Source organism: Rossellomorea sp. SC111, from assembly GCF_024733565.1.
Lineage (GTDB): Bacteria > Bacillota > Bacilli > Bacillales > Bacillaceae_B > Rossellomorea.
Map to the genome: position 1 here is coordinate 73,752 of NZ_JANIOC010000009.1, position 12,782 is coordinate 86,533.

Annotated in this window: 15 protein-coding genes; all 15 read right to left on the bottom strand. The window is 43.5% G+C overall.

Annotation, left to right across the window (positions count from 1 at the left end):
- Positions 1 to 21: 21 nt before the first annotated feature.
- Positions 22 to 666, bottom strand: a complete 645-nt coding sequence (locus NQ095_RS13105) for an HAD family hydrolase (protein ID WP_258263916.1) — start codon at positions 664 to 666, stop codon at positions 22 to 24.
- Between the two features lie 30 nt (positions 667 to 696).
- A complete protein-coding gene (locus tag NQ095_RS13110; RefSeq protein ID WP_258263917.1) occupies positions 697 to 1,233 on the bottom strand; it encodes a nucleoside/nucleotide kinase family protein in 537 nt (178 codons plus the stop codon).
- A 24-nt stretch (positions 1,234 to 1,257) separates the two neighbouring features.
- Complete coding sequence (locus tag NQ095_RS13115) at positions 1,258 to 1,875, bottom strand: NUDIX hydrolase (RefSeq protein ID WP_258263918.1); 618 nt, start codon at positions 1,873 to 1,875, stop codon at positions 1,258 to 1,260.
- Positions 1,872 to 2,465 carry a GNAT family N-acetyltransferase gene (locus NQ095_RS13120; protein ID WP_258263919.1) on the bottom strand — a complete coding sequence of 198 codons (594 nt, stop codon included), beginning with the start codon at positions 2,463 to 2,465 and terminating at the stop codon, positions 1,872 to 1,874. The genes NQ095_RS13115 and NQ095_RS13120 overlap by 4 nt, the downstream gene beginning before the upstream one ends.
- Before the next feature lie 5 nt (positions 2,466 to 2,470).
- Positions 2,471 to 3,202 carry an alpha/beta fold hydrolase gene (locus NQ095_RS13125; RefSeq protein ID WP_258263920.1) on the bottom strand — a complete coding sequence of 244 codons (732 nt, stop codon included), beginning with the start codon at positions 3,200 to 3,202 and terminating at the stop codon, positions 2,471 to 2,473.
- A gap of 74 nt (positions 3,203 to 3,276) precedes the next feature.
- A complete protein-coding gene (locus NQ095_RS13130) occupies positions 3,277 to 4,407 on the bottom strand; it encodes a serine hydrolase domain-containing protein (protein WP_258263921.1) in 1,131 nt (376 codons plus the stop codon).
- A gap of 56 nt (positions 4,408 to 4,463) precedes the next feature.
- Positions 4,464 to 5,252, bottom strand: coding sequence for a class I SAM-dependent methyltransferase (locus NQ095_RS13135; protein WP_258263922.1), 789 nt, complete (start codon positions 5,250 to 5,252; stop codon positions 4,464 to 4,466).
- A gap of 123 nt (positions 5,253 to 5,375) precedes the next feature.
- Complete coding sequence (locus NQ095_RS13140) at positions 5,376 to 7,148, bottom strand: M3 family oligoendopeptidase (protein WP_258263923.1); 1,773 nt, start codon at positions 7,146 to 7,148, stop codon at positions 5,376 to 5,378.
- A gap of 79 nt (positions 7,149 to 7,227) precedes the next feature.
- Positions 7,228 to 8,190 (bottom strand): DUF2268 domain-containing putative Zn-dependent protease, encoded by a 963-nt coding sequence (locus NQ095_RS13145; RefSeq protein ID WP_258263924.1) that lies wholly within the window; start codon positions 8,188 to 8,190, stop codon positions 7,228 to 7,230.
- A 126-nt stretch (positions 8,191 to 8,316) separates the two neighbouring features.
- On the bottom strand, positions 8,317 to 8,760 hold the full coding sequence (locus NQ095_RS13150; protein ID WP_258263925.1) for a cell wall hydrolase: 444 nt from the start codon (positions 8,758 to 8,760) through the stop codon (positions 8,317 to 8,319).
- An 87-nt stretch (positions 8,761 to 8,847) separates the two neighbouring features.
- Positions 8,848 to 9,237, bottom strand: coding sequence for a hypothetical protein (locus NQ095_RS13155; RefSeq protein ID WP_258263926.1), 390 nt, complete (start codon positions 9,235 to 9,237; stop codon positions 8,848 to 8,850).
- Between the two features lie 118 nt (positions 9,238 to 9,355).
- Positions 9,356 to 10,441, bottom strand: a complete 1,086-nt coding sequence (locus NQ095_RS13160; RefSeq protein ID WP_258263927.1) for a hypothetical protein — start codon at positions 10,439 to 10,441, stop codon at positions 9,356 to 9,358.
- 286 nt (positions 10,442 to 10,727) lie between these two features.
- Positions 10,728 to 11,168 (bottom strand): hypothetical protein, encoded by a 441-nt coding sequence (locus NQ095_RS13165; RefSeq protein ID WP_258263928.1) that lies wholly within the window; start codon positions 11,166 to 11,168, stop codon positions 10,728 to 10,730.
- Between the two features lie 100 nt (positions 11,169 to 11,268).
- Positions 11,269 to 12,009: a hypothetical protein gene (locus tag NQ095_RS13170; protein WP_258263929.1), complete on the bottom strand. Its 741-nt coding sequence runs from the start codon at positions 12,007 to 12,009 to the stop codon at positions 11,269 to 11,271.
- Positions 12,006 to 12,779, bottom strand: coding sequence for a hypothetical protein (locus NQ095_RS13175; RefSeq protein WP_258263930.1), 774 nt, complete (start codon positions 12,777 to 12,779; stop codon positions 12,006 to 12,008). Before NQ095_RS13175 ends, NQ095_RS13170 begins: the two co-directional genes overlap by 4 nt.
- Between the last annotated feature and the right edge of the window lie 3 nt (positions 12,780 to 12,782).

Genomic DNA, 12,782 nt, shown 5'->3' on the forward strand with positions numbered 1-12,782 from the left:
AAAACAGTTACAAACGGAATCCTATAAAATATTCTCCTCTATCAATACTTCTAATAAATTTGTCTCTGCTCTATTTAAATGTACACCCTTTATTCCGACTTGTTCAGCTCCTTGAACATTCTTTATGATGTCATCTATAAAAATACTTTCATTCACAGTTGCTCCCAGTTTATTTAATGCAGTATGATAGATGGTTTCGTCTGGTTTTTCCGCATTCACAAAAGCAGATAAAATAATTCCATCAAAATATTTTCTTATGTTTAACTTGTCAAAAATCCAATCCATACTTGGCATAGCATTTGAGATGACTCCTAATCTATAGTTCTTACTTAGTAAATCTAAGACTTCTTTCACTTCTGGAAATAGCTCACACTGAGCAGCATAATGAGCGAAAAATAATAATTCATTGGTAAGTTCATCTTCTCCAAGTTCTTCAGCAATAGCCCCATAAAAACGTTTGTAGTATTGCTCTTCTTCCTCCCAATTGGTGATAAACGATAACTTCTGCTCTTTTGCTTTTCTGATCGCCTTATTTATTGCTTCTATTTGATATCCTCTTGCCGTCAGCAAGTTCCTTATCCGGTCATCTCCCTTTTGAAATGTATCAAAAAGGACACCACCAGCGTCAAAGAAGATAAATTTGATACTGCTATTGCTTTTCTCCAACTTCTGAGCCTCTTTTCTCTGGCAGCTTTTCTATGTTTTTATATTCGCAATAATATTATTTACAATCACGGATTTAGGAAGAGTCCCATCAACGATCAAATCAGAACTTGGCTTTACTGAATTCAACATACTAATGTAGCCCGATTTCCCTCGTAGCATGTAGTTTTCCAAATCCACAAGAATCTCTTTGGAAGAACGATTTTGAAAATCCCTTATTATTCTACGGGCCAAGGCAATATCCAAAGGAGTCTCAATAAACACTGCATAATCAATGAATTCCCTGGTTTCGTTATGTAAATAGGCAAATGGAAAATCTAGTATGATGTAGTCCAGAGGTTCATCCAGTAACTTTTTAATATCTCGAATCAACGGTGTTAAATCCCACTCATCAGGAGTACAACCATTCTCAATCCACTCTATCATGTCATCTGGACCCTCAAAGTCATACGCATCAAAAGAAAGAACTTCACTTTGATCCAACTTTGTTTTCAAACCAGTTGCTATTGTCGTTTTCCCGCCTCCTGAAACTGCTGCTACAGCAATCACGATTGGTGTTTTTTTATTCATATACTCTCCCGTCTTTGATAGAAATCAATCATACACCGCTTCCTTCCCACCATCCCTCAAAAACTCAAACATCATCTTAATCTGTGATTCTGTATTTCTTCCAACGGAAAGCTCCGGCAAATCGTCTTCTTCAAAAAATCCGATCCCCTTCGTTTCGACGCCACTTCTGGATTCTCCACCGGTCATCCTGCATTGGATGAAGATTTTGTAGTAATGGTGTGACTGCGGGGGATGGGGATGTTTGTTCAAGTCGAGCAATGCAAGTAATTTCACAGGGGTGACATCATAGCCAGATTCTTCCTTAATTTCATTCACAACGTTTTCACTAGGAGACAGGCCGATGTCACAGAACCCGCCAGGTAACGACCATTTGTCATCGATTTTTTCTTTGACCATCAGTATTTTATCGTCTTTGAAGACGACACCCCTCACGTCGACTTTCGGAGTCTGATAGCCTGATTCGTTCGCGAATAAATCCTTTATCTTCGTCATCTCCAAGCCGGTATATTCCTGCATGATTTCCGTACTGATCGCCCTTAATTCCTCATATCTTTCCTTATCGTAAACGTTCTTGGAAAAGGCCAGACCTGATTGAGATAATGCCTGTATCCGCCTCGCCCATTCCAGCCATTTATCGCTCATCGCTTTGCACTCCTTTCGTATTCCGATTTGTTCAATCGATAATGAAGATACGGTTCTCCATCAATCTTCATCTGTCCTTGATAAGTAAACCCACACTTCTCTATGACTTTTATAGATGAATCATTGTCTATGAGGGCTACGGCGTTCAGGAGGTCAACGTTGGTCTGAGTGAACAAATATTCAATCAACCCAATAGATGCCTTGGTTGCATAGCCGTTTCCCTGGTGTTCAATTGAAATGGCATACATGATTTCCCGATTCGGTGCAGGCAGCTCTTCCTTTATCCCTGTACAGCACCACCCGATCAACTCCTTTGTATCCTTTCGAAATACCCCCATTTTCAAAACATGATCCCCTACATTCCCTGTATTGGCAGCCGCTTCAAGAAAGGATTTATTTGCCGGAATTTCATAATGGGTCAACCACTCGCCCCTTTGCTCTACTGTTGATTTCCAGTCAGGCAGGTAGTGGGCTATTTCGGGTTGGTTGGAGATTCTGTGTATATGATTGGCATCTTCAATGGAGAATTCCTGGAGGTAAATGTCTCCACAGTCTATTTGGAATAGTCCTTCTGGGGTTTTTTGTTCCATCGTTCTCATCCTTTTTTCCATTCCCATTTTGTCCATATATTCAACCAACCTATCAAATCCCCGATCATGTCCGATGTAATCTGATGATTCACACCCTCATACACACGGAAATCTACATGTCTTCTATTCTCTTTCAAATAACGGTCATAATCCATTTGTCCCTCAATCGGCATGATTTCATCACAGTCGCCGTGCATGAGAAGAACCGGAGAAAGACCGGCCTTTCTTTCGACAGGATCGTAATCCATTAAACGTTTTTTCAACCGATCAGGTATGTCATCACGACCGTCTCTTTCCCTAAAAAGCTTTTCTGACAAAACAAATGAGCCAGACCCGTTCATGTTCACCAATCCACTCAGCTTTGGCTCCCGGGCGAAAATCCCATTGGCGATACACCCGCCCATGGAACTGCCGACAAGGAATACTTTCTCCTTATCTATTCCTAATGCCTTCACAAATTCATGAAATTCATCAATCGTCGTCATGATCGTTTCCCAGAAATAAGACTGCACGGTTTTTGACTCAAAATGGTCTGCCAGCGTCTGTCGTGTATCGTGATAGATGATTTCTGGAACGACTACGTTAAATCCTTCTCCCGCAAGTTCTTCCGCCAGGTCCCTGTATCCGAGAGCACTGCCTCCCCAGCCGTGGTAGATGATAATGACTTTATTTGAATCGTTTTGTTTATCCGGTTTAATAGAATAATAGTTGAATGGATTGATGCTGTGTTTTTGCATATTGATGCTCCTATAAAACTTATTTAATTATCGAAAAAGGATGAGCACACGGGTGCCCCTAAAATAATCATGTGCTAAGCATCCATAAAAACATCCATGATCTTATCACAAATATCATGATGGGCAGTCCCATCAAAATTGAGAAGGACCACTATCCCCAGGTTGAGTTCAGGCACCATCGTCATGAGGGATCTTACTGCCATTTGGCCGCCTCCATGTTCAACAACATTGAAGCCTTTATAGTTGTCTGTAAACCATGCTAGTCCGTAACTTCTTACTTCACTTCCAAACCGCCATTCTTCGCTCACAAGGTGAATCGGGTTTTGCATGTCTTTCATTAGATCAGTCCGTAAGACAGTCGGGTGTCCGGTCAGATGAAAGGCTAAATACTTGCCTAAATCATTGGCTGTTGAGTACAGATAGCCGATTGGTGCAGAAAGTGAATTCTTTGGAAAAGGGGTTTCCGTTTGGTCCTTACCCATATAATATTTTGCACTGTTAGGGTCATCTTCAACAGTATTTGAGTCACTTGTGGTGCGATTCATATTCAGAGGGGAAAGTATTTCTTCTTCGAGATGGGTTTCCCACTTTACTCCTGTCACCTTTTCGAACAAATCGGCCAGGATGACATACGCATCGGTGCAATAATTCCATCCCTTCCCTACTGGATATTCCAACTCTACTTTTTGAAACCATTTCGTTACATCTTCTCTGTTGTTAACACTTTCAATCTCTTTTTCCGTTAGATTGTAGTAGTCGAGTGCCTCCTGAAATTCAGTAGGAGTCTCTGAAAATATGTCTCTTACATTCGGAGCAGTCATATTGGCAATCCCCAAATCTGCCGGGAAGCCTGCGGTATGTGATAATAGATGGCGTATCGTGATCGCATCACTTTGCTCTTTATTCTTTGTTCTGAAATATGGCAGAAATTGAACAACCGTATCATCCAAAGATAGGAAGTTCTTTTCGACAAGCTGCATGATCGAAAGTGCCATGAAATTCTTTGAAATACTTTGAATGCTCATCAATGTATCTCCATCCATCTGTTTGTTTACAGGGTGAATACGTGAACTGCCAAACCCTCTGGAATAGATGATGTCAGAACCTTTCACGATGGCAACGCTCGCACCGACTCCTTGCTGGTCATTCATTATTTGCTCGATATAATCCGTTATGTTTATTAATTTTTCAGTTGTTTGTTTCATAGTAGTCTCCTCTTAAATCAGTCAATTCTTCTTTTACTTTGTAAATGAGGAAATGATCAATCTTTCCTCCCAATCTTCACCGACAACCTCGACTCCTCTTTAAACACTCCTGATTCACTCATCTCAAGCATCTTCTCTCTCACTTCACGTTCAAATAACGGTACATCCGACCCTAGGAAACGTTTCGAACCAAATGAAGTGGAGTAAAGGTTCCCTAGGAGCGACTCAATGGTCCAGGTGATCTCGTATGTAGGTAGCGTGTGCACTTCAAGGTTGAACTTAGATTGAGAAATCATGTCTTCGTGAGGGATGACGGGATGGGTGTAGGTGGAGTTCCCGGCTTTCCGCTCGTTTCCATACCATTTTAGGGTCAGTTCATTAAACCTTTCTTGCCATGGTTGCAATGTCTTATGGGGCTCGTAGTTGTCTATGATCGCTACCCCTCCCCCCGGAGACACGATGTCAAATAATTCATCCAACACCTTTGCCCGATCCATCCAGTGAAAGGCTTTTGCGATTGTCACGAGATGATAGTGATGGGAATGGTTGTATTCATCCAACGTGCCATTGAACCACTGAATCTCTCCTATCCTCATTTCACGGTGCAGCCGTTCCGCTTCTTCAATCATTTCCGTCTCCATATCGATTCCGACGACTCTTTTGCACCAATCTGAAAATCGAATGGTCAGATGTCCTGTCCCGCAACCCAGATCCAGGAGGTTCTGTTCTCCGTCTAATGAGAACTCTTCAACTAGGAATCTGATTAAAGTAGAAGGATAGATGGGTCTGTATTTTGAATAATAGGGTGCTGCTCCCTTAAATAATTCTGTGCCGTATGCATTCATTCTTGTAAACCTCCATCATAAGCTTCTTACCAATTATTTCAAATCAGAAGGGTGAACTCAATCATTTTTCATAAAAAGGTAAGCAAAAAAAGCAACCTCCTATCACAGAGATTGCCCTCAAACTCAAATATACTTTTCCGTCTCTTCTACATACAGCTCAATTGCGTCCTTCAACGGGCGTACAGCCGCTTCCCAGAAGTCCGTCCCTAATTCTTCCTGCAGGAACTCGATGCTCAGTTCTTCCATGGAATGGTTCCCCGATTGTGTAAGCAGCTGGTCATACCGTTCAGGGAATGTTTCTTTGTCTTCCTGATAGAGTGAATAGACCCCGTTGCTGAATAAATAGCCGATCGTATACGGCAGATTGTAAAAGGCTTTCTCCGTATTGAAGAAGTGGGGGATGGTCATCCAGTTATGGGCAAACACTTCATCCACGGAGTCCTGAAACCAGTCCCTTTCTGTTTCTTCCATCAATTGAACAATGTCTCCTGCTGAAAGCTTCCCGTTCAGTCGTTTTTTGTAAAAGGCCGCTTCGAACTCGAACTTGGCCGGGATGAATGTGGTGTATTTCAGTCCGTTGGTGATTTTCATTTCTAATAGAGATAGACGGTCCTCTTCTGTCTCCGCCATATCAATCGCCGCATCCAGAACGAGATTTTCCGCGAACGTCGACGCTGTTTCAGCTAGTCCCGTACCCACCTTGTGGGAGAAACCAGGCTGTTCATGAAGCTGGGAATTGTGATAGGCATGCCCCAGTTCATGAGCGATGGTGACGACGTCGTTGTAGTTGCCCGTAAAAGAGAGCATCACTCGGCTTTCCTTCGCATTCGGGAATGAGGCACAGAATGCACCGTGCTGTTTGGAATCTCCTGGCTCCGCGTCAATCCATCCTGCTTCAAAAGCCGTTTGGGCAAATTGGCCGAGGTTCTCACTGAAGCGACGGAACTGCCCGATCACGATGTCTGCCGCTTCCTCATACGTCAAGGTCGCTTTGGACGTGAAGGTCGGGGCATAGATGTCATACCAGCTCAGTTTTTCCATTTGAATCAGTTTGGCTTTTCGTTCAAAAAAACGATGGAGCAGGGATTTATGCTGATGGAGCGTCTCCATCATGGTGTTCACGGACCTTTCACTGATCCGGTTTTGTCCAAACATTTCCTTCAGGGGATTCGTCCATCCTCTCAACCGGTAAAGTTCATTTCGGAAGCCGGCAAAATGGTTGAAGATCGACGCAAACCGGTCTTCATTCTCACGGCAAACCTTCGAGATGGCTTCCCCCATTTCCATCCTCGTCTCACGATCATTTGAAAGCATTCCGCGAATATAGGCCATATCAAAAGAAATGTATTCCGTCTTCCCATTATCCGTTACCGGCACTTTCAGTCGGGCGTATTCCTGATCATAGTGATCCTCCCAACCGTCAAACCCGTCAACGGAAAGGGCATGAATCAGCTTTTCCATCTCCGGATCAAGCTGGTCCTTCACCTTTCGTCTTTGTTCCTTCAAGAATCGCTCACTGCCTGCCACTTCACTGCGTCCGATGAAAGCTTTCCAGTCTTCCTCCGGCATATGGGCAAGACGCTGACTATATGTGAGGAGCAAGGTGTCTATTTTTGCCTGCAGATGAGTGCTCCTGGCGTTTAGATCCTGCGCTTCCACATCCAGGACATTTATCGACTGGAGACAGATGATATACTCATCCATGTGAAATGCCTCTGTATAAAGGTCCTGCACCCGTTTCGTGATGTCGACCGCTTCATCGGGATTCATCCCATGCCCCAATGCAGATTGCGCTTCCTCGATATGTAGAAGAATCTCCTGAATTTGCTCTTTAACCGGTTGGCTTCCAGGTCGTACACTACCCAGATTCCACTGTTTGTCACGTACTTGATTCACATTAATCCCCTCCTATTACTCTATTATCATGGTATAGATAAATGGAAAATTTTACATCAGACTAGGGGCTGAGATTGTCTCATTCATAGGCCGTGATTTTCTCAAAGTCGCTTCCTGCTATGATTTCAGCTTCGTGCATGCTGGTCCATCTCTCAATCGAGATTTCAGGATGATTCTGCCTGTAGCTTTGGACGATTTCATATCCGATTTTGTAGTTGGCCCATTGGGGGATGCCTTTAGAAGAGTTTCCTGCTCTTAACTTTTCGTAGGACTTCATATCATCGGAGTATCGAAGTTCAGTAATCTCCGCTACTACCTTTTCCCTTTCCTCCGTTGTCATTGGTTCTTGCCAAGGGGCCTCAATTTTTGGATAGATGGTATGGGCAAATGCATCTGCCTTCCCTTCCAGCACAACCCCACCGAGGATGGTCCTTATCATTCCCCGATTACTTTCTTCTGCGATGAGATGGTTGTATTCATGAGCGACAGTGTACTTCAAAATGTCTTCTTGCACGGATGGTGAAAGTTGCAGCACAATGACATCCTCTGAAAGGGCAAACCCCGATACACCGCCCATTTGTTCCACTGTAAACGTATCCTCTGGGTTCGCTGGCAAAACAATAACTTTCTTATCCTTACCTGGAAGTTCTTTAGCTGATTTCATCAATGCTTCTTTAATGATCCCGCTCGTCGGATCTTTGTCCTTTTCCAAATCCTTTATGGATTCTCCAAGCTTGTCCACTTCTGAGGACGGATCAAAAACATATCTTATGCTGATATCCTCCATATTGGATTCCTTTTTAAACGGTTCAAACACCTTTTCAATAAACACGGTCTCATTGCTTTTTCCTGTTTTTTCTCTTACGGTGTCTATGTACTCCTTAATTTCATCATACATATAAATGATTTCGAAGTTTTGCTCCTTTTGGGAGAAGGTGATATGCGTTTCCTGTTCCTTCTTATCAAATGGCTCTTTATTGGAGCATCCTACAAACATGAAGCATAATGCCGGTATGAGTAACGCCTTCCCAACAGTCTTCAAGTGTTCAATCTCCTCCATTCATTTCCACTTGTTACTAACTATACGCTTCTCATTTGGAAATAGTTTCAAATAAAGGAGGACCAAAAAAAGAACCACCCGATTCTAACCAGGAAGTTCTTTTTATCCTCACCCACCGGTATACACACTTGCACACGTCCCTGCGGCCGGTTCATAGTAACAATGATTTTTGAATTGTCCCGCAAACGGCTGATCGTACCATGTCGGGGGACACGGTGCATAGGGATTGAAATACCAAAGGGAATACTTTGCAGGATGCATCGCCCAATAATCCAGGTTCTTTTTGGCTAATTTCTTCTCGACAGATCTTGCACGATTATAAAATAAATTCCCTTTTTGGACTGCTTCAAAGGAGTAGTTTCCCCCCTGTACCTGGAAGATGACCTGCCGGATGCTCCTCACCTTCTTAAAATCCAGACAGTCCGCTTTCGCACGGTTCACGATGACATTGCCAACGTACAACATTCCCTGTTTCCCTTCGCCTTCCGCTTCCGCCCTCATCATCCTCGCCATCAAGGCAACATCCGCATCGGTATATTTGACTCTTGGCATTTTACTCACCTCAGGATAGTTTATGAGGAATACCGGGTTTCATGTCAGGAATTATTACTAAAGGAGAGTTGGATATGCTTCTGGTGCTTATTTTGACATAATTTCCTCTTCGTACTTTATGTCTTTTGATGACCTATAATCCATTTTAATCAGCTGATCATAACTAATATCCCCGTCATTCGCGGCATAGTCAACCCTTGCCATCGCCACAATGCTCCCGGCTTTCCACCTCATATAGAGGCTCGTGGTTATATAATCATTTCTCTTGTTATTGCTTTTGTAATAAACATAGGTATGGTGACCCTCTTGAAAAACCCGAAAACCTGTTACACTTGTGTCTTTATAAATGTCTTTCCTGATTTTTTTTGGTGCTTCTTCCAGTGAAATTTCTTCATAGTCCACTTTAAAACCTATACTCATATAGTAGAAGAAACCTAGCCCCAAGAAGAAGGTTAACAGAATGAGCCTCTTTTTCATGATCTTACCTCTCCGTTTTCAACCGTTATAGATTGGGGGTATATGAAAAAATTCAAACCGAGGGCGAGGATCATCACTCCCATTTTTTGGATCACGTCCATCCCCCCCTTGTACCGAATTAAAATTCTTCAAGTTCTTTTAAGAAGATCTTCATCCGCTCTTGTATCTGCTCCTTCGTCCCGTACCGAATCATTTGCTCCCGGCTTAAACACTCCTGCTTAAGGAGCTGATCATGTTCATGAGTCATGGTGACAAGCTTCAAGTACACTTCTACCCTCAGGTCATTCCATTTTTGTTTTGAACCGTTCGTATACCCTTCCACGAATCCTTTTGCACTTGCCTTTAATTGCGGGATGAGGAGGTGGTATTGATTCTTGCCGTGCCTCTTTGTGTTATGCAAGGCATGAAAAAGCGTCTGATAATTGAAGACGTAATTTGCCGCAAGGGACGTCCCTGTATAGATAATCGGAAACGGATCAATCATCCTGACGCCGCTGCTGGTAAAAATCATATTCTCAGGGGACGTATCCTGATTCGTCAGAACCCGTTTCTCCCGGTCAACGGAACGGGCGGCAATCAGCTCTTCCCCGGTCCTGCTCACTTTTTCCTTATTAAAAGAATAGGAGCTTTCAAGAAGCGCCTCCCATTCTTCCCGGTACTCTTCAGTTTCTTCCAGGATAAACGCACTCAGGTCCCCTTCGTATTGCCCTTTGATCTCTCCCCCGGCCCCGACGGTTATGTATCCTATTCCTGGTATGGGAGAATCCAGTTCTTCAAGGGCGAGGAAGAACTCCCCGACTTCCCTTCCATATCGTTTCGATTGCTCCGGTGTCTGGCCAACAAGACCGATCGATTTCCCAACATAGGATTCGATGGTGTAGGTTAACTCCTCGGAAACATAGTAGTTATAATGCTCGGGACACATCCCTTTCCCTGTCCTGTTGGCATGCTGATAGAACGCCTTCGTCCCGGCATAATCCGCCGTCAGCTCAGCCCGGTTGAAGACGACCTCTTTCTCATAGGCAATCCTTTTCGGAATGCGGAGGACGAGCTGCTCACCTTCTATTAAATATGCGCAGTGCCAGGCACCTTCTCCTAATCTGGTGATCTCGGAATCACATGAGAGTTGTTTTAATCCTTCGTTATTAAGAGCTTTGTTGATGAGTTCGCGTTCTGTAAGTGGTGTGGTTGTGAGGAATGGCATGTAGTGTGGTCTCCTTTTTCTACTCTTATGTTGGTGCTGATAATAAAACGATCTCACCGGTGAAATGACCCTTACATTGCTTGGGTATTCACCCTCGGCCAACTTGTTTACATCCCAATTATTTCAAAATAATCCAATAAACTCAATCACAAAAAAGAAGCCTGACTCATTCCGGCTTCCTCCGGAGTAAAGCTTACCGGGATATTGGAAGTGATCAGAAAACGAAACAGGAACTCACATACACATAACCCCATTCCGAGCGAATAAAGAAAAGCCGAGGACGTTTCTACTCAACATTGGTCTTCTCCTTTTGATGGTCTTCCGTATCTAAACTCAAGAAATTCAACACCAACACGTAAAAAGGATAAGCGACCAACGCTCCGATCATCACCAATCCCGTCGCAGGGTTAGGAGCATCACCTCGATATGTCGTCGGAAAGAAAGTTGCGATAAGGTTAGTAAACAACATAAAGTACGGAAACCAAATCACCGCTGTCCAATAGCATGCCTTCCGTCCCTCCATCCACTTCCCTGTTAAAAAGTAGAGAAAGACCGATCCTATCAGTAGGACCGCGACTATCATGAAGCCACTGCCATCCATCACCGATTCCATTTCCCAACCCGTCAGCCTCGTCAACCTGTATACATTCACCATCAGCTCAACAGGAACGAGGATCATCAGGGCATAAATTATGCTGACCACATTTATTTTGACGAAATAGTTCATTTAAAATCACCTGTCTTCTGATACCAATTATTCCAAATTTACTTAATTTCCTCAACAAAAAAAGGAATGACCAGGTAGATGATCATCCCTTTTTTATAAACTAGAACTGACCTCGTTCCAGTTGTTTCTTGCTAAGCGGTTGCATAAATTCTTCCCGTACGTTCCCATGGGAATAGCTGGAGTTATTCGAAATATCACTGAATCCAGCTTCCTCCTCATTTTCGTCAAGCGGTAGCCAGCCAAATCTGGAGTGCAATCCCAAATTAAACTCTTCCCCAAAGGATAGGCCCGTACCTTTACTGCCGTCAGATAATTTCATCGCAAGAACCCATTCCCTCGGAAGCTTCTTGACACCATATGATTTCCCCTCCGTGGAGACTTCCATCTTCATCAGGATACTGGGAACATAATGTTGCTGATCTGCACTCATTGAATAGCCCCTCTCCCTTAAGAAGTAATACTGCAAGATGGAAACCTGATCAGGGTTGATGTTCCATACGATACGGAAACTTGATGGATCTCCTCGATCTACCATCCATACCCTGGGCTCCCCATCGGTCCGGATGCTTTTCACCTTCCATCCGGTTATGTTCCACTCCCAGTAACTAATCCCATAATCTCCTCTATCTGAGCGGAAAGGTGCTACCCCGTGACGGGCATCGACTTTCAGAAAATCTTGGATTTCAATGGCTTCTACATTTTCCTGGGTAGAATTGATTCTGGATATCATTTTTTTGTCTTCGGGGCGAGAATCTGCTTTTCCCACATACATCCAGAAGAATATCAGTATCCCCACAAGCATTAGTCCACCCGCGAGGAAAAGGATTTTTCTCTTATTCATCGTTCCACCACTTCCAGTACCGATTGGGAAAAACGGAAGTAATACTGAGTCTTAGGAGTGGAAATAAGTATTCCTCTTCCGTTATTTTCCATATAGATATCAGAATCCTGCCCGCTTCCCCATTTCGGCGAGGTGCCGACCAACTGATAAGGAAAGCGTTCATTCTTGGAATTCTGGCCGTCCATCTCTTGATACCACCTTTCACTATCGAATTCGACTTGTTTCATGTCAGAAAGTTGCTTCTTCAACTCCACCTCATCCAAGGTCCGTCCCTCTCCGGCTGGATGGATGACATTGATGGAGGCTTCTTTGGTTCCAGAAATGTAGGTGGATAGATTGTTTTCTGGATAGATCAGTGATTGGACCGGGATGGTGAGTAAGGTTCCTGCCAGGAAGATGAAATTGGCCAGGAATCCGATCCAGGCAAACCGGCGATAAGTATCCCAGCGATCCTCTTTTCGATTAAGAACTGCGTATAGGATCCATACACCAAGTGGCAGGATTGGAATTTTCACAAAGGTATGAAACCATTCCATGTTGATGGTAAATGAAAATAAGCCGACAAAAATGGCGAGGATGACTTTCCACACCTTTGGTTTTGCCGAAAGTCTTTTATACACTCTAAGTGCAAGATAGCCGATGACCACCCATTCTATAATGGACATCACGGTCGACACGATGCCAAATGAATAATCGATATGGACGATGATCTCCACCTCCTCTTTTTCTATTAGAATCATGCGCCAACCCATTTTACCATCTATACCCATATA